Source organism: Cellvibrio sp. UBA7661 (assembly GCA_002483365.1).
Taxonomy (GTDB): domain Bacteria; phylum Pseudomonadota; class Gammaproteobacteria; order Pseudomonadales; family Cellvibrionaceae; genus Cellvibrio.
The window spans coordinates 479,976-501,658 of sequence record DLHT01000018.1 but is presented as its reverse complement, the minus strand read 5'-3'; the positions used below and the strand labels follow the sequence as shown (position 1 = coordinate 501,658).

The 21,683-nt window shown below is 46.6% G+C and carries 22 protein-coding genes and 5 tRNA genes; 16 read left to right on the top strand and 11 right to left on the bottom strand.

Annotation, left to right across the window (positions count from 1 at the left end; genetic code table 11):
* Nucleotides 1-124: 124 nt before the first annotated feature.
* Together B2739_RS17405 and B2739_RS17400 are read left to right on the top strand one after the other, a co-directional pair.
* Nucleotides 125-823: a TIGR01621 family pseudouridine synthase gene (locus B2739_RS17405; RefSeq protein WP_331347099.1), complete on the top strand. Its 699-nt coding sequence runs from the start codon at nucleotides 125-127 to the stop codon at nucleotides 821-823.
* Nucleotides 823-2,391 (top strand): alpha/beta fold hydrolase, encoded by a 1,569-nt coding sequence (locus tag B2739_RS17400; RefSeq protein WP_331347098.1) that lies wholly within the window; start codon nucleotides 823-825, stop codon nucleotides 2,389-2,391. Before B2739_RS17405 ends, B2739_RS17400 begins: the two co-directional genes overlap by 1 nt.
* A gap of 63 nt (nucleotides 2,392-2,454) precedes the next feature.
* Here the strand turns inward: B2739_RS17400 and B2739_RS17395 are convergent.
* The 10 genes from B2739_RS17395 to B2739_RS17350 form a co-directional block, all read right to left on the bottom strand.
* A tRNA-Asn gene (locus B2739_RS17395) sits at nucleotides 2,455-2,530 on the bottom strand.
* A 177-nt stretch (nucleotides 2,531-2,707) separates the two neighbouring features.
* Nucleotides 2,708-2,989, bottom strand: a complete 282-nt coding sequence (locus tag B2739_RS17390; protein WP_049630015.1) for a pyrimidine/purine nucleoside phosphorylase — start codon at nucleotides 2,987-2,989, stop codon at nucleotides 2,708-2,710.
* Nucleotides 2,990-3,127: 138 nt separating this feature from the next.
* Nucleotides 3,128-3,203 (bottom strand) — tRNA-Asn (locus B2739_RS17385).
* Between the two features lie 174 nt (nucleotides 3,204-3,377).
* Nucleotides 3,378-4,433 (bottom strand): methyltransferase, encoded by a 1,056-nt coding sequence (locus B2739_RS17380; RefSeq protein WP_331347097.1) that lies wholly within the window; start codon nucleotides 4,431-4,433, stop codon nucleotides 3,378-3,380.
* Entirely contained in the window at nucleotides 4,430-5,125 is a 696-nt protein-coding gene (rsuA, locus tag B2739_RS17375; RefSeq protein ID WP_414633242.1) for a 16S rRNA pseudouridine(516) synthase RsuA, read from the bottom strand. Before rsuA ends, B2739_RS17380 begins: the two co-directional genes overlap by 4 nt.
* Before the next feature lie 2 nt (nucleotides 5,126-5,127).
* A complete protein-coding gene (gene truC / locus B2739_RS17370) occupies nucleotides 5,128-5,916 on the bottom strand; it encodes a tRNA pseudouridine(65) synthase TruC (protein ID WP_331347095.1) in 789 nt (262 codons plus the stop codon).
* Between the two features lie 32 nt (nucleotides 5,917-5,948).
* The gene (gene folD, locus B2739_RS17365; protein WP_331347094.1) at nucleotides 5,949-6,794 is read right to left on the bottom strand and encodes a bifunctional methylenetetrahydrofolate dehydrogenase/methenyltetrahydrofolate cyclohydrolase FolD; all 846 of its coding nucleotides are present in this window, start codon (nucleotides 6,792-6,794) and stop codon (nucleotides 5,949-5,951) included.
* A gap of 190 nt (nucleotides 6,795-6,984) precedes the next feature.
* Nucleotides 6,985-7,060 (bottom strand) — tRNA-His (locus B2739_RS17360).
* An 85-nt stretch (nucleotides 7,061-7,145) separates the two neighbouring features.
* A tRNA-Arg gene (locus B2739_RS17355) sits at nucleotides 7,146-7,222 on the bottom strand.
* Between the two features lie 35 nt (nucleotides 7,223-7,257).
* Nucleotides 7,258-7,334 (bottom strand) — tRNA-Pro (locus tag B2739_RS17350).
* Between the two features lie 333 nt (nucleotides 7,335-7,667).
* Between B2739_RS17350 and B2739_RS17345 the strand changes: the two genes are divergently transcribed.
* The 6 genes from B2739_RS17345 (at nucleotide 7,668) to B2739_RS17320 (ending at nucleotide 12,407) form a co-directional block, all read left to right on the top strand.
* On the top strand, nucleotides 7,668-8,168 hold the full coding sequence (locus tag B2739_RS17345) for a flavin reductase family protein (protein WP_331347093.1): 501 nt from the start codon (nucleotides 7,668-7,670) through the stop codon (nucleotides 8,166-8,168).
* Nucleotides 8,169-8,671: 503 nt separating this feature from the next.
* Nucleotides 8,672-9,697 carry an NAD(P)H-dependent glycerol-3-phosphate dehydrogenase gene (locus B2739_RS17340; RefSeq protein ID WP_331347092.1) on the top strand — a complete coding sequence of 342 codons (1,026 nt, stop codon included), beginning with the start codon at nucleotides 8,672-8,674 and terminating at the stop codon, nucleotides 9,695-9,697.
* A 1-nt stretch (nucleotide 9,698) separates the two neighbouring features.
* A complete protein-coding gene (locus B2739_RS17335; RefSeq protein WP_331347091.1) occupies nucleotides 9,699-10,070 on the top strand; it encodes a DUF4389 domain-containing protein in 372 nt (123 codons plus the stop codon).
* A complete protein-coding gene (sixA, locus tag B2739_RS17330) occupies nucleotides 10,071-10,544 on the top strand; it encodes a phosphohistidine phosphatase SixA (protein ID WP_331347090.1) in 474 nt (157 codons plus the stop codon).
* A 5-nt stretch (nucleotides 10,545-10,549) separates the two neighbouring features.
* Nucleotides 10,550-11,440, top strand: a complete 891-nt coding sequence (locus B2739_RS17325) for an alpha/beta fold hydrolase (RefSeq protein ID WP_331347089.1) — start codon at nucleotides 10,550-10,552, stop codon at nucleotides 11,438-11,440.
* A gap of 61 nt (nucleotides 11,441-11,501) precedes the next feature.
* Complete coding sequence (locus B2739_RS17320; RefSeq protein WP_331347088.1) at nucleotides 11,502-12,407, top strand: DUF4892 domain-containing protein; 906 nt, start codon at nucleotides 11,502-11,504, stop codon at nucleotides 12,405-12,407.
* Between the two features lie 6 nt (nucleotides 12,408-12,413).
* Here B2739_RS17320 and folE read toward each other — a convergent pair whose 3' ends face one another.
* Nucleotides 12,414-12,953 (bottom strand): GTP cyclohydrolase I FolE, encoded by a 540-nt coding sequence (gene folE, locus B2739_RS17315; protein WP_331347087.1) that lies wholly within the window; start codon nucleotides 12,951-12,953, stop codon nucleotides 12,414-12,416.
* Nucleotides 12,954-13,103: 150 nt separating this feature from the next.
* Between folE and prmB the strand changes: the two genes are divergently transcribed.
* The 8 genes from prmB (at nucleotide 13,104) to B2739_RS17275 (ending at nucleotide 21,681) form a co-directional block, all read left to right on the top strand.
* Nucleotides 13,104-14,042: a 50S ribosomal protein L3 N(5)-glutamine methyltransferase gene (gene prmB, locus B2739_RS17310; protein ID WP_331347086.1), complete on the top strand. Its 939-nt coding sequence runs from the start codon at nucleotides 13,104-13,106 to the stop codon at nucleotides 14,040-14,042.
* Nucleotides 14,043-14,165: 123 nt separating this feature from the next.
* The gene (gene aroC, locus B2739_RS17305) at nucleotides 14,166-15,269 is read left to right on the top strand and encodes a chorismate synthase (RefSeq protein WP_049630002.1); all 1,104 of its coding nucleotides are present in this window, start codon (nucleotides 14,166-14,168) and stop codon (nucleotides 15,267-15,269) included.
* A 108-nt stretch (nucleotides 15,270-15,377) separates the two neighbouring features.
* Nucleotides 15,378-16,565, top strand: a complete 1,188-nt coding sequence (locus B2739_RS17300; RefSeq protein ID WP_331347085.1) for an MFS transporter — start codon at nucleotides 15,378-15,380, stop codon at nucleotides 16,563-16,565.
* Entirely contained in the window at nucleotides 16,558-17,331 is a 774-nt protein-coding gene (locus B2739_RS17295) for an amidohydrolase (protein ID WP_331347084.1), read from the top strand. The genes B2739_RS17300 and B2739_RS17295 overlap by 8 nt, the downstream gene beginning before the upstream one ends.
* A gap of 35 nt (nucleotides 17,332-17,366) precedes the next feature.
* Nucleotides 17,367-18,275: a 5'-nucleotidase gene (locus B2739_RS17290; protein ID WP_331347083.1), complete on the top strand. Its 909-nt coding sequence runs from the start codon at nucleotides 17,367-17,369 to the stop codon at nucleotides 18,273-18,275.
* Nucleotides 18,276-18,576: 301 nt separating this feature from the next.
* A complete protein-coding gene (gene cysB, locus B2739_RS17285) occupies nucleotides 18,577-19,551 on the top strand; it encodes an HTH-type transcriptional regulator CysB (protein ID WP_331347082.1) in 975 nt (324 codons plus the stop codon).
* A gap of 247 nt (nucleotides 19,552-19,798) precedes the next feature.
* Nucleotides 19,799-20,758, top strand: a complete 960-nt coding sequence (locus B2739_RS17280) for a DUF523 and DUF1722 domain-containing protein (protein ID WP_331347081.1) — start codon at nucleotides 19,799-19,801, stop codon at nucleotides 20,756-20,758.
* Nucleotides 20,758-21,681, top strand: a complete 924-nt coding sequence (locus B2739_RS17275) for a MerR family transcriptional regulator (RefSeq protein ID WP_331347080.1) — start codon at nucleotides 20,758-20,760, stop codon at nucleotides 21,679-21,681. The genes B2739_RS17280 and B2739_RS17275 overlap by 1 nt, the downstream gene beginning before the upstream one ends.
* The last annotated feature ends 2 nt before the right edge of the window (nucleotides 21,682-21,683 follow it).

Sequence of the window (21,683 nt, the reverse complement as noted above, 5' to 3'; positions counted from 1 at the left end):
TATAGCCAGAGCAATATTCTGCGCTAGCATCCGATTAGTTTTTTAAGGCGCAAATCTTTATTTTTTATAGCCGAAAGATTCTATGGCTGTTACCCTCACTTCCAGATTGATTAGAGTTTGAGCTATGTATGATGTAATCGAAAATAATCCGGATTTTGTGGTGATCTACAAAAAACCTGATTCCAGTTTCCACTCCGAAAATGGCGAGCCCGGATTATTTGAAACCGTCAAACAACGCGAAGGTTTTAGTGAGTTATATCCAGTACACCGTTTGGATAAAGTGACGTCTGGTGTATTGGTGATGGCAAAAACGGCAGAAGTGAATCGCCAATTGGTGAATGCATTTAGTCAGCGCCAGATTGAAAAATATTATCTTGCGATCAGCAATAAAAAACCGATCAAAAAACAAGGCTTGATAAAAGGTGATATGGCACCCTCGCGGCGGGGCGCTTATAAATTGCTGTCTACATCTGAAACTCCTGCGGTGACACAATTTTTTAGTAAAAGCATTGCTGCTGGGCGGCGCTTATTTATTATCAAGCCTCATACCGGTAAAACACATCAAATCCGTGTTGCATTGAAAAGTATTGGTGCTCCGATTGCGGGCGATTTTTTATATGGTGACTCACAACTTGCCGCGACTGTAGATCGCTGTTATTTACATGCATTCAGTATTGCTTTTTTTATCAATGGAACTCATTACCGTTACACGCAAATGCCTCGTGAAGGGGATTATTTTGCTAATGAGTCTTTTGTTTCGGCAATCGCAGAATGGCAAGAGCCGTGGTTATTGCTGTGGCCGCAAATAGCGGGTGCGAATTGATGTTACAGGTGAAGAACTGGTTTGCATTCTTGCTCGCTCTATTGGTTGCCGTAATAGCTGGATATATTTTTTATTTCCAATCCGCAACTGCGGATCGCTCGACCGCGACTGTTGAAGAAAATAAGTATCGTTTTTTTAAAACAGCCTGTTGGTTTGACGCTGATTGGACTGCGACCATCACCTGTGGTGAACTGCATACACCTCATAATGATGGTCGATTTATTTTGCCTGTCGTAATTTTGCATAGTGATGCAGAGCAAGTTCGCGCTGATCCTGTAGTGTATTTACAGGGTGGCCCTGGTGCTGGTGCGCGTTTGCACAACGACGGCATCAAGCAATGGCTAAGTTGGATGCGTTTTGCCCAATTGCAACGCGATCTGATTTTGCTGGATACTCGTGGTACCGGGCGCAGCAAACCAGCATTGGTTTGCAGTGAATACAATCAATTTAATCAACAGTTATTGAAAAAAAATACCTCCCTGCGTGATGAGTTGTCGCAGGGTTTTGATGTTGCGTCTACATGTTTTGCGAAAGCAGTGAATATTGACCCGGCATTGGATCATCGTAATTTCAGCACACAAAAGTCCGCGCAAGATGTGCGTGCGTTGATGGTGGAATTGGGTTATCCCGAGTGGAATATTCTTGGCGTTTCTTACGGTACTCGCCTTGCGCTTGAGGTCGCACATCAGGAACAGCAATACCATCATTCAGTAAAACTAAAGTCGATGGTGTTGGACTCAGTTTATCCTGCAGGGTTTGGCGGTGTGCAAACTTGGCCTCAAATGTTAGATGATGGCCTTAAGCATTTTTTTAACGGCTGTTCAATGCAACAAAACTGCGTCGAGCAATTGGGAAGTCATGAGCCTATTGAACAGCAATTTTTAAGTGTGCTTTCACAATTGCAAATTGAACCACTTACGTTGACTGTGCCCCGATGGGATGGCGAAGCTCCAGTGACGTTTGTAGTCAATGACCATCGGTTTGTATCGGCAACATTTGCTGCTGTTTACAATCCAGCCGATTGGCAAAAAATAATTGATGCAATACATGCTGTTCGTGAGCGCCGAACGTCACTATTAAAGCCATTGATAGAGCCTTACGTAAATCAAAGTATGAGCAGTGACTTTAATAGCCTGACTTTTACAGCAGTAGATTGCGCTGATAATCCTGTGCAAGCTGAAGCAAATTTTATTGCTGAGCTCACGCGCTATCCACTCTTACAGAATTACACGCGTGATCAATGGCGCTACCAGCTTTGTCATAAGCTGCAAAGTGAATCGTCCCTGCGTGCAGTGGAACCCAAGGTGCCTACTCTCATGTTGGCAGGAGCTTTGGACCCCGTCACGCCTGTCGGCTGGGCGCAAGCTGTTCAGCAACAATGGCCACAAACCCAATTGCGAGTTCGCCAACAAGTGGCACATGCTGTGTTGGCAAGCGATGTGTGTTTATTGGAAAATTTGGATAGGTTTTTTGATCAACCACAAGAAAAATTTACCGCATGCCCGGAAGGGGATGAATTGTCAGGTGACGTAAAGCCACAACAAAAAGTCACAACAATTGAGCAGTGATAAAATAAACAATGATGGCAAATAAAAAAGGCTGCAATTTATGCAGCCTTTTTTATTGAACTCTGGCTCCGCCTGCTGGACTCGAACCAGCGACCCAATGATTAACAGTCATTTGCTCTACCGACTGAGCTAAGGCGGAATTATTCCCTTCATTCTGAAGAGGCGCGCATGATAGCGATGCACTAGCTATTGGTCAATCGGTTGTGCGATATTTTAAAGGGACTTTTTGAACGATTTGTCGCGAAAAAGCGATACGATAAAATGCAAAAAGGACGCATTTGCGTCCTTTTTGTTTAGTCGTTTATCGCAGATATTATTATTCGTATTTACAGAGATAAGATGTTTCTACATCTGCAGACACTTTGAAGCGTTGGTTTGCTTCAACAATAAATGTCTGGCCGGCCGAGAATGTTTCTGCCTTGTCGCTACCCGGTAACACAACGGTCAAGCTACCACTTACAACAGTCATGTATTCTTTTTGGCTAGTGCCAAACTCATAATCACCTTTTGCCATCACACCAATAGTGGCAGGCAGGGTTTCGGTTTGGAAAGCGATAGATTTAACTGCGCCACCAAAGTATTCGTTCACTTTAAACATAAGATGCTCCATTGAGGGTGGGGGGAATGATTATCGGAACCTAACAACGGTGCTGCAATTGTCGAAGGTTAGTTGCGATGATAAAACTCTCGCGCACAAAAAAGGCCGCATATTCATGCAGCCTTTTTCGTTTAATTCTGGCTCCGCCTGCTGGACTCGAACCAGCGACCCAATGATTAACAGTCATTTGCTCTACCGACTGAGCTAAGGCGGATCGGTGACTTCCTGCTTGGAAGTGGAGCGCATCATATAGAGGCGACTTTCGTTGGTCAACCCTTTTTTAGTGCCTATGACCTGAAAAAATACCAATAAATTCAAAGCTGTCTATTAATTCCCCAGCTTGTGTTTTTGCTAGTCACTGCTGTTCGATGGTGTTTTGGATGGCGTATTAATTGGCCAAACTAATGACCTTAAAACTACCGTTATCGGCCAGTGTTTTTATCTCATTGAAGAGCGAGGTAGCTTTTCGTTCCAGGGGGATAAACTGATTGACCACAAAAAGTGCAATTCCTCTTGGGGCCAGTAGCCGCTGGGCGTTGTGGAGGAATTTGTCAGTAAGGTCTCCATCAATGTTAAACCCCTGATGAAAAGGAGGGTTACAGAGTAATAAATCCACCTTTTCTTGAATGCCCTGACCCGCGTCCGCTGCAATGACCCTGCCGGTGAGATTGTTGATCTTGAGGTTTTCCGCGGCAGCAGCAAGTGCTGCGCTGTTGTTATCTGTCATTAACCATGCGTTGATGTCCAGGATTTTGGAGGCCGCGATAGTCAAATAGCCATACCCGCATCCCAAATCAAGGCAAGATTCAGGAGTAGGGCGGTTATTAAGGGCTTGTGGCAGGTATTCAATCAGCAGGGCACTACCAGCATCAATTTTATTCCAGCCAAACAGCCCCGGCTTGCTGAGCAGTGCCAAGCCCGAATCCGTTGCAATAGGGCGCAGGTTTCTATAATCGCTGTTATCCAGCTGAATCTGTGGATCGAATCCGGCATTTTTAATCAGGCGTGCGCTATAGATTTGGCCATTTTTTTTTGTGTTTTTATCGCACTGCATGAGTTTGGCAATTTTTTCTATATAAGTCTTGGTTCCATCGTTTTTGAAACCTGACACATAAAGCTGCCCACCAGGCTTTAGGCAGCGCCATGCTTGATTGAGTAGGTGATGGACCAGTGGCTTTTCTTTTGAGACACGATAAAAAAAAACGTCAACGGAGTTATCTTCATGCCCACTAAAATCGAAATCATTAAATTGCACTTGCAGGGAATTTGCGTTGGCTTGCTCTGCAATATCCCAGCGATTGGTGATCAGCTGTAGGTGTTTGTGCGGTAAATCGGGGATGCCATGTAATGCGTTTTCGTCAATGCACCAGACAAGCTGTTGTTCTGGTGACGTTGGTAGTGCGTGCAGGGTGTTGACCATCCAGTCTAATGCTTGGTCGCTCATTGCTGTGCCTCGTTGATTTCGTGCGTGGCGAGTGGGCGATATTCACTTGGTGCAAGTTGTGGGTCCAGTAATATGCCACCAATACTTTCCCTATGTAACTTCACTACGCGATTACCTAGTGCAGCAAACATTCTTTTAACTTGATGATATTTCCCTTCATGAATACGTAAGCGGGCTGAGTGCGAGCCTATCAATTCTATATGAGCCGGGCGGGTCAGGTTTTTTTCACCATGCAATTGAACACCTTCAGCAAAACGTTGAATGGCATCATTGGATATCGGGTCGGCGGTAGTAACGAGGTAAACTTTTGCGCATTCCTGCCTGGGAGCGGTAATACGGTGGTTCCACTGACCATCATCGGTAATCAACACCAGGCCTGTCGTATCGATATCCAAACGGCCTGCAATTTGTAGATCGTTTTTACGTGGCACATCGAGCAAATCAATTACAACAGGATGATCGCTATCGCTATTAGCGCACACATAGCCTGATGGTTTATGCAGCATAAAATATCGCTGAATAAATGCCTGGATGTGCTGGTCATCCAACATTACTTGTTCATTACCACTCAGCTTGCTGTCGGACTTGCGAATGATCTCGCCATTCACCGTCACCCGCGCTGCTTTGATCAGCTGTTGTATTTGTGAGCGAGAATAGTCCGTGTATTGACTGAGAAATTTATCGAGTCGCATCATTAAAGTGGTTCCAGCCAAGATGAGGGTACAGTTTGATCCCAGTTAAATTCGCGCAATATCCGGGAAAATTTTTCCTCTAGCGGCGCTACAAGGCTAATCGCCTCTGCTGTTACAGGGTGGGTGAATTGCAATCCGGTTGCGGCTAGCATGAGTCCGGTGCAATTGAATTTTTCACTGAAAAACCGATTGTGTATTCCCTTGCCGTGTTTTGCATCGCCAATAATGGGGTGACTGATATGTTTCATGTGGCGGCGGATTTGATGCTTGCGCCCGGTCTTTGGGGTGCATTCAACCAGTGAATAGCGGGTGCAAGGATACTTATCGATACTAAACGGAAATTCGATGTGCGCCAGTGTTTTAAATTCCGTAAGCGCGGCTTGAGCCGGCTTGTCAGTGCGCGCTTTTTTATCCGTATATTTATCCAGCTCTTCAGTTAGCGGATGGTTAATAATTCCTTGCTCGGGAGCGAAGCCGCGCACTAGTGCTACGTAAGTTTTGGTCAAGGCGTGGCGAGTAAAAATATCCCCCAATTGCCGTGCAATATCTGATGAGAGCGCAAATACCAGTACACCGGATGTGGGTTTATCCAAGCGATGAATGGGATAAACCATTTGCCCAATTTGATCGCGCAATAATTGCACGGCAAAACGTGTTTCGTGGCGATCAATTTCGCTGCGATGAACCAATAAACCACTTGGTTTATTGATGGCAACCAGATGGTCATCGCGGTAAATGATCGGTAGTGTGTTGTTCATATTGTTATGAGCTACAAATAAAAAAGCAGGCATATGCCTGCTTTTTGTATTTTGTTAAAGAATAGTTAACCTATTTTCTTTTCACCTGAGTCTACGGTTTGGTAAATCAGGGTGTTGATTGTCATTGGACCAACGCCACCAGGAACAGGTGTGTAAGCAGCAACACGATCAACCAACGGCTTCAATTCGATATCACCCACACCACCGGGGTGATAGCCTGCATCCACTACAACAGCGCCGTCTTTAATCCATTCAGCTTTAATAAATTCTGGTTTGCCAACAGCACCTACCAGAATATCGGCTTGTTTGATTAACGCAGGTAAGTTTTGTGTGCGTGAATGGCAGATGGTAACAGTGGCGTTGGCATTCAGTAGCATCAATGCCATAGGTTTACCCAGGATAGGGCTCCGGCCTACCACGACGGCATGTTTGCCTGAGAGTTCAATTCCGTAAGCTTCTAGCAGGCGCATAATGCCCTTTGGTGTCGCGCAGCCGTAAGCTTCTTCGCCCATGCTCATGCGACCAAAGCCAAGGCAGGTTACGCCATCCACATCTTTTTCTGCGCTGATTGCATCAAAACACAAGCGCTCATCAATTTGATGTGGTACGGGATGTTGCAGCAGAATGCCGTGCACATTTGGGTTGCTATTCAACTCCTGGATTTTGGCAAGCAACTGTTCGGTGGTAGTAGATGAAGGCATTTCCACCTTCAGCGATTCCATGCCAACACGGGTACAGGCATTACCCTTCATTTTCACGTAAGTTGCTGAAGCTGGATCATCGCCAACTAAAATAGTTGCCAAAATGGGAGTTTGACCATTACTGCGCGTTTTTAGTGCAGCAACGCGAGCAGAGAGTTCCTGTTCAGTTTTTTCGGCAAGGGCTTTGCCATCCAATACAAGTGCGGACATGGGCGCTAATTACCTGTGTGATAAATGAAGAGGGTAAATTTTGAGGTCGCGCATTTTCCCACAGTGAGAGGGTATCGCCAAGTTTATTGATTCTGAATCGGTGTGTTTAGAATGAAAGAAGATGGGTGGCGCTAATAGCTATTAGAGTTTGACAAGTGAATTGTTCTATTGAAATGCTCTATTTGAGGATTGGGGTGGCTGATGGGGTTCGAACCCACGACCACTGGAATCACAATCCAGGGCTCTACCAACTGAGCTACAGCCACCGTAGCAAAAAAGTATCGGTAATGAGATTTTTCTCAAAACGTCAATTTACTGAGAGGATGCTGGGCGAATGAAGCTATACCCAAATGGCGCGCCCGGCAGGATTCGAACCTGCGACCACCCGCTTAGAAGGCGGGTGCTCTATCCAGCTGAGCTACGGGCGCATGCTGGAAAAAACCTTCGCAGGTCAGGTTAAAAATGGTCGGAGTGGAGGGATTCGAACCCCCGACATTCTGCTCCCAAAACAGACGCGCTACCGGGCTGCGCTACACTCCGACGACTCAAAACAGACTGCGTTTCGAGTGGTGCGCATATTAGCGATGAGACTTAGACTCGTCAACGGAAAAAACACAACAAAATAAAATATTTAGCTCTGTCAGTTAAAATCTAGCCAGCTTGTACAGCTACTATTCAATGCTTGCGGATTAATTGTTCTCTTGCATCTTGTTCACGACAGAGATACGGGGTTTTGCTTATAGCTTTTAATCTTGTCGCTGATTGTGTTTTGCCTATTGCCCTCAATATCCATCTTTGTGTCACTCTGGTCATCGGGCTTGTGTGTGTAGCATCGGCTCGTCAGAATACGCGATTACCTGTTTGGGAGACTTTATGCAAAACAATGATTTAGCTGTTGCGATGAAACTTGGGATGCGTCGGTTGGCGTCAGGTGTGTGTGTTCTATCTACTACTCTTGCTGATCAACAACGGTTTGCAATGACGGTTTCATCCGTGACGTCTGTTTCTGATTCTCCCCCCTCTTTATTGGTGTGTATCAATCAGCTTGTCTCACAGCAGGGGCATCTGGCTACATTGGGGAGCCAATTCGCTGTGAATGTTCTGTCCGCTGAGCATCAGGATGTTTCCAATATCTGTGCAGGCCGTGCGCCAACTCAGGATCGTTTTGGGGTAGGGAATTGGGAAAATGACGATACGGGACTTCCAGTGTTGTCGGATGCTCAGGCGGTATTTATTTGTCAGACAGACCAGGTTACAACGTATGGCACCCATAAAATCATTATTGGGGCAATCCACAAGGTAATTTTAAATGAGGTAGATGTGAATCCGTTACTGTATGCGGATGGCAGCTACGGTGTGTTTGGGCGCCAATAGTCCGCATAAGCTTATACGGTTGTACCTTGATTAAGTCGTTGTGACAATATTCCCTGAGTGACCGCTTAGAGCTCAAAATGAGGCAAACTTTTCATCAAAAATCAGCTTGCAATATGAATGTTTCGTGTCTATCGAGGGTTTAAGGTTAACGGTCACTAACTCTTTATGCACACCTGATGCTCTTAAATAGACAACTCGTTCAGGATACGAGCAAAATTGGAAAAAAAGGTCTTTTTTGCTTGTTTTTTTTTGTAACCTTTTGAAAAATAAGTAAATTTTTTAATAGGTTAAAATATAGTCAATTTGTATCTGGTTCAGATTTTATAGGCCTCTTGGGTGGTTTCCCAAAAACTATCCACTAAGTTATCCACAGAAAATGTGGACAAATTTTTGATGAAAGTTTTTGTGCAAAAAAGTTACAGTTTGTGTGTCATATATCTTATTTCGTAACAGGTGACACAAGCGTGTGTGAATTTTCTCTGATTGAATGATTGGGTTTATCTATGAGTGAACGATTGAAAGTTGCTGTACTGGGCGGTGGGAGTTTTGGTACGGCAATTGCCAATATTATTGCATGCAACAATCATCCTACTTATCTGTGGATGCGCTCTGGGGAACAGGCCAGGCAGTGCCAATCGGAACGTCAAAATGCCCGCTATTTACCTGGTTATCAATTACATGAACAACTGGTAATAACGGCTGATCTGACGCAGGCGATTACAGGCGCAAATCTGGTATTTGTTTCTATTCCCAGTCACTCCTTTCGCGCTGTAGTGCGAGAAATAAGGCCGCTGTTAGGTGCGAATACTATGGTGGTAAGTACCGCTAAAGGTATAGAGCCCGAGGGGCATGGTTTTACCCTGATGAGCCAAATCCTTGAGCAAGAGCTGCCCGGTCATGACATCGGGGTGCTTAGTGGGCCTAACTTCGCTAAAGAAATCGTACAACAGCAGCAAACCGGCACAGTGATCGCCAGTGAAAGCGAAGCAGTGATTGATTGTGTCCAGCAAACCTTGAAGTCGCGCAGTTTTCGGGTCTACGCCAACCATGACCGCTACGGTGTTGAGTTGGGCGGTGCGCTCAAAAATATCTACGCTATTATCTGTGGGATGGCTGCTGCATTGGGGGCGGGGCATAACACACAAGCAATGTTACTGACTCGCAGTCTTGCAGAAATGGGGCGTTTTGCGCAGGTAATGGGTGCAAATCCTATGACATTTTTAGGATTGGCCGGTGTGGGTGATTTGATTCTGACTTGTACATCTGACTTGAGTCGCAATTATCGTGTTGGGTTTGCTTTAGGGCAAGGCAAGCAGTTGGATGAGATCGTTGCATCCTTAGGGCAAGTCGCTGAAGGGGTAAACACGCTTCATCAGGTAAAACATAAAGCAGATGAGTTGGGTGTGTACATGCCGTTGGTGTCTGGACTCCATGCGGTTTTATTTGAAGGTAAAGCCATTGCTGAGGTTGCTCATGGTTTGATGGTGGGTGAACAGGCGGATGATGTTGAATATTTAAGAGGTAATTGAGATGGACAATGAGCAATTAAAATCCAATCTGACATCCAGCAAGCATTGGTTGCGTTTGGTGTTTATGTTGTTATTTGCTGCGGTTTTGCAGTTGGCTAGTGTAGTGATGTGGGTTTTGGTTGCTGCACAATTTTTGTTTTCTCTTATCACTGGTGAAGATAACCAGCACTTGCGTCGTTTCGGTCATTCGTTATCAACGTATATTTATGATGTGTTGAAATTTTTGTGTTATAGCAGCGAAGAAAAACCCTTTCCATTTGCTGATTGGCCTACCGTAAAACAAGATGTCCCGGATAAGCCTGAAACTGCTACGGCAGCCGTACAAGAGCCGCCTAAAAGCTTAAGCGATACGCCGGATCAGGCAGCAGAGTAAATGATTATTTATTTTTTGCGGCATGGGCAGGCAGAATCACAGATAACGACGGATGAGGCTCGCGCTTTAACTGCAAAAGGCCGCAGTGACACAACAGCTGTGTTGCGCACGCGTGTAGATGGGATGAAGCGTGTATCACAAATATGGGCAAGCCCCTTAATACGCGCGCAGCAAACTGCAGAAATTGCACAGGTTTTTTTTCCTACAGTGGCGATTCAAACAACAGCGCTCTTGATTCCTGAAGCAAATCCTTCGCTCTTGTTGGATTGGTTGGCGGAACTGCCATTATTAGAGAGCAACGATGCTGTTTTACTGGTGACTCATCAACCGTTAGTGGGAACCTTGGTCAATAGGTTATGTGGCAAGGCCGATCATTTTTACCCAATGGGAACAAGTTCTCTCGCCGCTATTGAAGTGGATGTGATCGCAGCAGGCCTTGGCAATGTGCGCTGGATTGAGCATGCGCCTGAGTGAATGTTATGGCGCAAACTACTAAACCTCGCGAGTTGGTTTTTAATGTAAACGGTATGGAATTCGCTGCACAAGAGTGGGGGAGCTCGCACCATTTGCCTGTTTTGGCCTTACATGGCTGGCTTGATAACTCTTCCAGTTTTTATGCGCTTGCACCACATCTAAAAGATCTTCATATCGTTGCATTGGATATGGCTGGGCATGGGCAGAGCGCACATCGTCCAGGGCAAATGACCTATACACCTTGGGATGATATTAATGATGTTCTGGCGGTGGCGGATTATTTGGGCTGGGAGCGCTTCGTTCTTCTGGGGCATTCGCGTGGGGCGATTATAGGCACTCTTGCTGCAGGGGCTTTTCCTGAGCGTTTTATTGCATTAGGCCTGATCGAAGGGCTTTTACCTGAACCCGCAAAACCGCAGGATGCGCCCAGGCAATTAGCAGCGGCGATCACGGGGCTCAGGGCACAGCAACAAAAAACACCGTCGGTGTATCCCGATCTCACAATTGCTATCAAGGCGCGTGAACGTGGAATGTTTCCGCTTAGTAATGCTGCAGCGACTGCTTTGACATTGCGTGGTGTAATACCAAAGGGCGATGGTTATTCGTGGAGTACTGATCCTCGCTTATTAGCTCCATCGGTTATCAAGTTATCGGCAGAACAGTTGGGTTCGTTTGTGAATGCGGTGTCTGCTCCTGTAAAACTGCTGCTTGCAGAAGATGGGTTGCCAAAACTTTATGCCAATTATTTACATGAAGTAAAACAGTTTCCTCATATTGATTTTGAAGTGTTGCCTGGCGGGCACCACTTACATATGGAGCAACAGGTCGATAAAGTTGCAGAAAAACTCAATCTGTTTTTTTCCTCTTTTGTGAAACAGTGGCAAGCCAAACAATAATGCATTTTATTGCTAACCAATTGCTTGCCGGTCAATGTTGAATCATGTGTTGTGAGAGCCTATGAAATTCCGTTTAATCATTTCAAGTTTTGTTGTTGCACTTATATCCTTCCCTTTATCTGCTGCTGAGTTACCGCTAGAGCATTATCCGCATGCACGGATTATGTTCCAAAGCGTTGCAGCTAATGATGATTATGTACTGGCTTTAAGCAGCTATAAAAAAATTGCAGGTAGTTGGCGCGTTGACCGCCAGCAGCGGCTGGCGGGCATGCTGGCGCGTTATACTTTGGAGTTGCCCGAAGGCCATGGTGCTAACAAAGGATTTGATTTTTATTTAGAGCAATTATACGCGTTTAATGTACGTGAGCTATTTCATTGCAAAAGCAGGGATTGCGGTACCAGTAACTCTTGGGCAAATAATCATTTCAAAATTTTGCAGCTGTATGGATTGGATCAGTACCAACAATACGGTGCCTATGAAGTGATTACCGCCGATGCAAAACCTTTCTACGTTTCACTTTATGCAGTGCAGCGCGGCAACAAACGCGTGTATTTGCAAGTTGATGTGTTACATACCGATAAAGTGATTGAAGTGGGCATCGCTTCAAGCCCGGAATCGATAATTAAATCCCTGTTAACGAATGGTTATTACATGTTTCCGGATTTTATTGTTAGTAATCTTAAGTCCGATAAGCCTGTTCAGGTAAAGCCTGCGCACATTCAAGCATTGGTGGATGTATTGGCGCTTGAGCCTGATTGGAAGGTCGCACTGGTTGGGCATGACTATGCCCCGGTATCGTTGGCGCAACAACAAAAGTATTCGCTTGTTTATGCCGATCAGTTAAAAGCGGAATTGCTGGAGCAAGGTGTATCTGCAGATCGCATCAGTAGTTATGGATTTGGTAGCTTGGCTCCCGCCGGAAGAGGCGACAGGAGCGCGCGGGTAGAAATCGTTAAGGTAGATTGATAAGGCCTAGCGGATCAGCGACAAAAATTCGTTGCGTGTTGCCTGGCTGCTGCGGAAACTGCCGCGCATAGCAGAGGTTTTCATCGATGAGTTTTGCTTTTCCACGCCGCGCATCATCATGCACATATGCTTGGCTTCAATAATGACACCCACTCCGGATGCGCCGGTAATTTCCTGAATGCATTCGGCGATCTGTACCGTCAACTGTTCCTGAATCTGCAGGCGACGGGCGAACATATCCACAATTCGTGCGACTTTTGACAGCCCCAATACTTTCCCTGTTGGAATATACGCAACATGCGCTTTTCCAATGAAAGGCAGCAAGTGGTGCTCGCACAGAGAGTAGAGTTCAATATCTTTTACCAGAATCATTTCATCTGAGTCAGAGGGGAAGAGTGCGTCATTGACCACTTCATCCAGCGTCTGGTTATAGCCGCGGGTTAGGAATTGGAAGGCTTTTGCGGCGCGGTCGGGTGTATCCAATAGGCCAGGGCGGGTTAAGTCTTCACCGATCCCGGCGATTATGTTGGCAAAATGTTCTCTCATTGAAAGCTCCTCAAGCGGCAATATCGTGGCTGCCGAATACAAAACGGCAGTTTACCGCTTTCAGCGACTATCGCGAAAACATAAATCCTGATTTACCCGATGAATTGGGTAGAATGCGCGCACTTATTTGTTTTGTTCTTGGGGATTTTAATGGCTCACTCATCTCATCCATCCAGCCGGTTTGAACAGGCGTGTACCGAGTTATCCAGCATCCGGGATTTTTTGCGTTGGGCTGCCAGCGAGTTTATGGCAGCAAAACTGTTCTACGGGCATGGCACGAACAATCCTTGGGATGAAGCAGAGCAATTGGTTCTGCATGCGCTACATATGGTTCCGCCCTTGTCCGATGAATGGTTGGATGCTCGTTTGATTTCCGACGAGCGCGCGCTCGTGGTAAACAACATACAGCGGCGTATTGAGGAGCGGATTCCCGCTGCTTATATCACTGGACAGGCGTGGTTTGCCGGGTTGCCATTTGTGGTCGATGAGCGTGTATTGGTGCCACGCTCGCCACTTGCTGAGCTTATTGAAAAAGGTTTTGCGCCTTGGCTCACGCAAGAACCACGTGAAATTTTGGATCTCTGTACTGGCAGCGGTTGTATCGGTATCGCTTGTGCTTACCAGTTTCCGGATGCGACGGTGCAACTGAGTGATATATCGTTCGATGCTCTGGCCGTTGCGGAAGAAAACATAGCCCAGCATGGATTGACCGAGCGCGTCTTTGCGTTGCAGTCAGATTTGTTTGAAAACCTGCATGGGCAGAGGTTTGATCTGATTGTATCCAACCCGCCTTATGTGGATGCCGATGATATGGCGAGCTTGCCCGATGAATTCCATGCTGAACCGGAGCTGGGTTTGGCATCGGGTGATGACGGTTTGGATTTTACCCGTCGATTGCTTACAGAAGCGGCGGGTTATTTGACTGAGAACGGGCTTTTGGTGGTTGAAGTCGGTAATTCCTGGCCCGCATTGGCTGAAACCTATCCTGCACTGCCTTTCACATGGGTAGAGTTTGAGCACGGCGGACATGGCGTATTTGTATTGACCGCACAACAGTTGCGCACCGCGCAAATGGTGGGTGTGGTTTAGACGGTCTATGGCGATGCGTCTGGGCGGTGACTCACGTATAATCATCACACTTTTTATTTATCCAATTACTCATCCGGCGACCAGACTTTTTCGGTGCCGGATTCTGACCTCTGGAAATAGCGAATGTCTGGAAATACGTACGGCAAATTATTCACGGTAACTACGTTTGGCGAAAGTCACGGAATTGCATTGGGTGCAATTGTTGATGGTTGCCCGCCCGGCTTGGAGTTGACGGAGGCAGACATCCAGATCGATCTGGATCGCCGTAAGCCTGGAACCTCACGCTATACCACCCAGCGCCGCGAAGAGGACTCAGTAAAAATTTTATCGGGTGTATTTGAAGGTAAAACTACAGGAACACCTATCGGGATGCTGATTGAAAATACCGATCAACGCTCCAAAGATTATTCCAATATCAAAGACCAATTCCGTCCGGCACATGCTGACTACACCTACATGCAAAAATACGGTGTGCGCGACTATCGTGGTGGCGGCCGTTCATCGGCGCGTGAAACGGCGATGCGCGTGGCAGCTGGCTCGATTGCAAAAAAATACCTGAAAGATTTTCACGGTATTGAAGTTCGCGGTTATCTGTCGCAACTCGGGCCAATCAAAATCGAGACTGTAGATTGGGATCAGGTAGACCAAAACCCATTCTTTTGTCCTGATGCGAGTAAAGTGCCAGAGATGGAAGAATTTATGAAAGCCCTCAATAAAGAGGGGGATTCTATTGGTGCAAAAATTACCGTTGTGGCAACCAATGTTCCGCCAGGTTTGGGTGAGCCGATCTTCGATCGATTGGATGCAGAAATCGCCCATGCATTGATGAGTATTAATGCTGTGAAAGGCGTAGAAATCGGTGAAGGTTTTGCGGTTGTTGAACAGCGCGGTAGCAAACATCGCGATGAAATGACGCCGGAAGGATTTTTATCCAACAATGCGGGCGGGATTTTAGGTGGTATTTCTTCAGGGCAAGATATTATTGCCAATATCGCACTGAAGCCGACTTCAAGTTTGCATATTCCCGGGCGCAGTGTTGATGTGCACGGCAATCCGGTTGAGGTGATTACCAAAGGCCGTCACGACCCTTGTGTTGGCATCCGTGCAACGCCAATTGCAGAGGCAATGCTGGCATTGGTGTTGATGGATCACCTGTTGCGCCAGCGTGCACAAAACGGTGCGGTGAAACATTCAATCCCGGTAATCCCCGCCAGCGTAAAACCCTAGCAGTAAAGACGTTCGATAGCACATACACGCTATTTCAATTATCAGTGCGCGGATTGGTTGGGTTACAAGCAACCACCCGCGCCAGATCCACTCCGCCGTTGCCTGATTATGTCTCTTTCTTTTGCGCAGCAAGCAATTCCTTACTGGCGTCTCTCCGGATTTTATTTTTTTTATTTTGCGGTTGTCGGCACCCTGATTCCCTATTGGGGCGTTTACCTGAAAGACTTGGGTTATTCATCGCAAGATGTTGGGGTGCTCAGCGCCATCATTATGGCTACGCGAATTATTGCCCCTAATTTCTGGGGTTGGCTGGCTGATCATACTCGCCAACGCTTGCGTATCATCCGCGTGGGAAGTTTTGCAGCCTGTATTATTTTTGCGGGCATTTTGCTTGACCAGCGCTATTGGTGGCTGGTGTTAGTGGTGAGCTGTTACACCTTTTTCTGGCACGCTGTGCTGCCGCAGTTTGAAGTAATCACCCTGGGTTATCTCGGCAATAATTATCATCGTTACAGCCAAATCCGCTTGTGGGGCTCGCTTGGTTTTATTGCTGCGGTGGTGGGATTGGGTTTGGTATTTGATGTTTTGCCGGTGCGTTATCTCCCGCTTTTTATCCTGACATTTCTGATTTTAATTTGGCTTTCCAGTCTAAGTTTGCAGGATGCGAGTATCAAAAAATCGGACACTGCCCGTGGTGGCTTTTTACAGTTGGTGTTGCAGCCGGGCATGCTGTGTTTTTTAGTAGCCAGTTTTCTATTGCAATTAAGCCATGGGCCTTATTACACCTTTTACACACTATATTTGGTAGAAAATTACGCTTATACCAGCACTGCGGCCGGTTTACTGTGGGCGTTGGGGGTGTTGGCTGAAGTTGCTATTTTTATTGTGATGCACCGGTTATTGCCGCAATTCAGTTTGCGCCATTTATTGATATTCAGTCTGGTAGCCACTGCAGTTCGTTGGTTGTTGATTGGGTTTTATGCGGATTCGCTGGCAATTTTATTGTTTGCGCAGCTCTTGCACGCATGCAGTTTTGGTATTGCCCATGCGGCTGCTATTGAGTGGATACGTATTCATTTTCAAGGATCGCATCAGGGCCAAGCGCAAGCTATGTATAGCTCATTGGGTTTTGGTGCAGGCGGTGCAGCAGGTGCATTGATTGGCGGCTTGCTCTGGGATTATAGTGCGGCAATGACCTACACGTTGGCTGCGGCTGCGGTACTACTGGCAGCCGTGCTTTGCGTTGTGTGGTTGTATCCTTCATCTGACGCTGTGGGGCATCCTCATCATGGATAATGTAACGGTTACGCTGGTGCAACAGGTGATAGAGCCTAACGATCCCCAAAAAAATCTCGATGTGTTATCAGCCGAGCTGGAAACTCTGTCATCAACAGATTTAATTATTTTGCCCGAAGTCTTTACCACCGGTTTTTGTGCTGGCGCGCGTAATTATGCTGAACAAGTCGATGGCCGTGCATATCAATGGATGCACCAACACGCATCGCGCCACAAGGCTGTCATTACGGGTAGCTTGGTGGTGAAAGAGGGTGACCAATTTTTTAATCGCATGGTGTGGATGCGCCCTGACGGAACCTATACACATTACGACAAGCGTCATTTGTTTCGCATGGCCGGCGAACACACACGTTATGCGATGGGAAATCAGCGCATAGTGGTTGAGCTTAAAGGGTGGCGAATTTTGCCGTTGATTTGCTACGACCTGCGTTTTCCAGTGTGGAGCCGCAATCGCAACGATTATGATTTGGCGATATATGTGGCCAATTGGCCAAGTGCTCGGGCATTGCATTGGAACCGATTGTTGCAAGCGCGCGCCATTGAAAATTTAAGTTATGTTGTGGGCGTGAATCGTGTGGGAATGGATGAAGCAGGGCAGCACTATGCCGGTGATTCCAGTGTGTACAGTGCAGCGGGTGAATTGATTGCAACCAGCCAGGAGGCACAACTCATCACAGTTGAACTTCATGCGGATAAATTACACAGCTATCGCGAACGTTTTCCAGCATATTTGGATGCTGATTCGTTTGAATTATTGATGAAATAATTGTCGCGGCTATTAACGTCGCTCAGAGGTGAAACATGCCCAAAGGTTTTGGTGACAAGCTGGTAATCGCAATATCATCGCGTGCGTTGTTTAACCTTGATGAGAGTCATCAGGTGTATATCAACCAAGGCTTGGAAGCCTATGCAAAATACCAGATCGATCATGAAGATGAGGTGTTGGAGCCTGGCGATGCTTTCCCCTTGGTGAAAAAATTATTGCGCTTGAATGAGCGTCTTGGTGGTGAGCCATTGGTTGAGGTGATTTTGTTGTCGCGCAACAGCGCCGATACCGGTTTGCGTGTATTCAATTCGGTAGAACATTACGGATTGAAAATCAGTCGCGCGGCATTTTGTGGTGGTACATCGCCTTACCGTTATGCTTCTGCCTTTGGTTGCCATTTATTTTTATCAACAGAGCCTGAAGATGTCCGGCAAGCATTGGATCATGGGATGGCCGCAGCAACCTTGATTGCATCCAATAATCAAGTTGAAAATGAAGATGAATTGCGTTTTGCATTCGATGGCGATGCAGTTATTTTTTCAGATGAGGCTGAGCAAGTATTCAAACTGCAAGGATTGTCTGCGTTCACAGAAAGTGAAAAGGCTGCTGCAAAACAACCACTCAGCGGTGGTCCGTTCAAGCAATTTCTGGCTGCGTTACATAACTTGCAAGCAGAGTTCGGTGAGAATTGCCCCATACGCACCGCGCTGGTAACGGCGCGCTCGGCACCTGCGCATGAACGGGTTATCCGTACATTGCGTGCATGGAATATCCGGATTGATGAATCGTTGTTTTTGGGCGGTTTATCAAAAGGGAGTTTCCTGAAAGCCTATGGTGCAGACGTATTTTTTGATGACCAGCCCATGCATTGCGAGTCTGCTCGCGAACATGTTGCAACCGGTCATGTCCCGCATGGTATAGCCAACCGTCCTGTTTCCTCTTGATCTCCTTCCTGTAACCCTCTCATATAGCTAATGTGAAGTGTTACAAGGGCTGTTTTTGCTATTTTTGTAATATTCCTTTGCCAAAAACTTTGAATTTTCGGGATATAGTCTAAAGTTGTAACAAGACCTGCCTGTAGCACAATTCATAATTGTCAGGCATGGAGTACAGCGTGAATGATTCTGTGTTCATTCAATAGATAGATAATTTTTTGAGTTTTTATAGCTTCGGGGTCGCCCGGAGTTCGGTTCCGGTGATTGCCTTCGGCAAATGCCCCCAGTGAGTGAGCCAATCGGAGGGCTTATGAAGCTGCAACAACTACGTTATATCTGGGAAGTGGCCCATCATGACCTTAATGTGTCAGCCACCGCACAGAGCCTTTATACCTCCCAACCAGGGATCAGTAAGCAAATCCGCTTACTGGAAGATGAGTTGGGAGTAGAAATTTTCTCACGCAGTGGTAAACACCTTACGCGTATTACACCTGCAGGTGAGGCTATCCTCAAAACTGCGGGTGAAATCCTGCGTAAAGTTGAAAGCATCAAACAAGTAGCCCAGGAGTTCAGTAATGAACGCAAAGGCACCCTGACGCTTGCAACGACCCACACTCAGGCGCGCTATGCATTGCCACCGGTGATCGGTTCGTTTATCAAACAGTATCCGGAAGTGTCGTTGCATATGCATCAGGGTACACCTATGCAGATTTCCGAAATGGCTGCAGATGGTACGGTGGATTTTGCGATCGCAACTGAAGCGATGGAGCTTTTCAGCGATCTGATTATGATGCCGTGCTATCGCTGGAACCGCAGTATCGTAGTCCCTAAAAACCATCCATTAGCGCAGGTTTCCAACTTGACGTTGGAGGAGGTTGCCAAGTATCCAATCGTCACTTACGTATTCGGGTTCACTGGGCGTTCGAAGCTGGATGAGGCGTTTATCAACCGTGGTCTTGCACCCAAGGTGGTGTTTACTGCGGCCGATGCGGACGTCATCAAAACTTATGTCCGTTTGGGCTTAGGTGTTGGGATTATCGCCAGCATGGCCTACAACGAGGCGGTCGATAGTGATTTGGTAGCGTTGGATGCAAGCCATTTGTTTGAGTCCAGTGTGACCAAAATTGGCTTCCGTCGCGGTACTTTCTTGCGCGGATTCATGTATGACTTTATTGAAAAATTCGCACCGCATCTAACGAAAGATATTATTAATGAGGCTTTCAATCGCCACTCGCGTGCTGAATTGGACGAGTTGTTTGAAAATATAAAGATCCCTACGCATTAACTGCGGTGCCTAAAAAAGCCGGACAAATGTCCGGCTTTTTTATTGTTAAGTGTTTTATTATCAATGAGTTACCGATACTTTCTCACTTATTCCCAAGGTTTTCCCTCTGCTATTTCAATCGCCCACTAAGCGGCGATCCCCCAGTAAGGTATTCATTGCTCTGAAAATATTTGTACAAAATATTTGTGATGTATAACTTTGTGGGCAATACTTATACAGTCTTAAAAAAATGTATAGGTTTTTATATATGGGCAAGATTCCTGTGGGTGTAAGTCAGTGTCTTTTGGGTGAAAAGGTTCGCTTTGATGGTGGCCATAAACGCAGCCGTTATCTGACAGATGTATTGGGCGAATATATGGAATTCCGGCCGGTATGCCCTGAAGTCGCTATTGGCTTGGGAATCCCGCGCAAACCTATTCGACTTGTGGTGATTGGCGATGAAACACGTGTGCGCGGTGTTGAAAATCCGGATCTTGATGTGACCGATGCGCTGGTCGCACAGGCAGAAGCAGCTGCGCAGCAAATGCCGGATATCTGTGGCTATGTGTTCATGCAGAATTCCCCGAGTTGCGGTGCCTACGGTATGAAACGCTATCGCACTAATGGATATTCGATGGATAACAAAGGGCGTGGCGCTTACGCCAAACGCTTTATGGAGTTAATGCCGCTTTTGCCCGTGGAAGAAGCGGGGCGGTTAAATGACGCGGGCTTGCGTGATAACTTCCTCTCGCGAGTGTTTGCTTACCATGATTTTAAAACCCATGTCGCACCTGCGCCGACCGCTAAAAAGTTGATCGAATTTTATTCCCGCTACAAATATCAGGTAATGGCGCACCACGTACCCAGCTATTTTTCGATTGGCCGTTATCTTTCCAATCTTGCTGGCCATGACATCCAGGCAAGTAGCGAAGAGTTTTTCCGCCTGTTTATGGAGGCTTTATCCCACCACGCCACGCGCAAAGGCAACACCAACGCGATGATGCATTTACGTGGTTATCTGAAAGAAGTCATCAGCACGGTAGAAAAACAGGAATTGTCGCAGTTGATCGATTCTTACAAAGCTGGTCTTGTGCCTTTGGTGGTGCCTTTAACTTTGCTGAAGCATCACTTGCTCAAGCTCGATAACCCTTACTTGAAATCGCAAACTTTCTGGTCTCCGCATCCAGAACGTCTGGGTTTACGTAATCACATTATCGAGAACGTCTGATGTCCGCAGCAGATAAAAAAATTGCATCGCCAGCGCAAGACGATTGGGTACCTATTCGGGAGATTTCGCGCGTGACCGGTGTGAATACTGTGACATTGCGTGCATGGGAGCGGCGTTATGGTTTGTTGGTGCCACGCCGCACGGAGAAAGGGCATAGGTTGTATAACCGCGATGATATTTTGCGTGTCCAGGAAATTCAGCGTTGGCTCGGGCGCGGTTTGGCGATTGGTAAAGTGAAAGCGCTGTTAGCTAATGCGGAGCGGGAACACGAATTTCCGCCTATCGACTCTGTGTGGTTAACGTTAGTAGAGCAATTTTATATCGCATTGGGGAATTTCCAGCGTCATTCGCTGGAGCGTTTGATCGAGGAAACCTTCGCGTTGTATCCAACCGAAATGCTGGCTGATTATGTGGTGCAACCAGTGTTGCAGGCGCTTCAGGGGGATGAGCCGGGCAAGGCTGCGCAGCGAGCGTTTTTTACTGCTGTTTTGCAGGAGTATCTTGTGGCAGGGCAGCAGCGTTTGCGCCAGTCGGCACAGCGTGCTGGTGTCGTGTTGGTTTCGATTGGTGCCAATGAGAATCCCTTGTTGCTGCATACCCTCAATTACAGTTTGCTTGTTCATCAGTATCAGGCCGAATATCTGGGATATCTTGAATGGCGTGATATCCAGATATGTACAGAGGCGTTAAGTGCAAAAATACTTGTGATTATCGGCTATGAAAACCTGAATGCTGGCGGTCTCAAGCTACAATTAGAGGTATGGCGGGAAAGATCCGGTATTCCTGTGATTGTGGCTGGTAATTTGGCGCAGGTGTTTGATACGTCGGTTACTGACCCGGTTTCAGGAGTATTGACCTGTGAACATCATCAACAGGTGCTGGCCGCCATAAAACAATTATTAAAAGCTGATCAAAAGGGATGAGT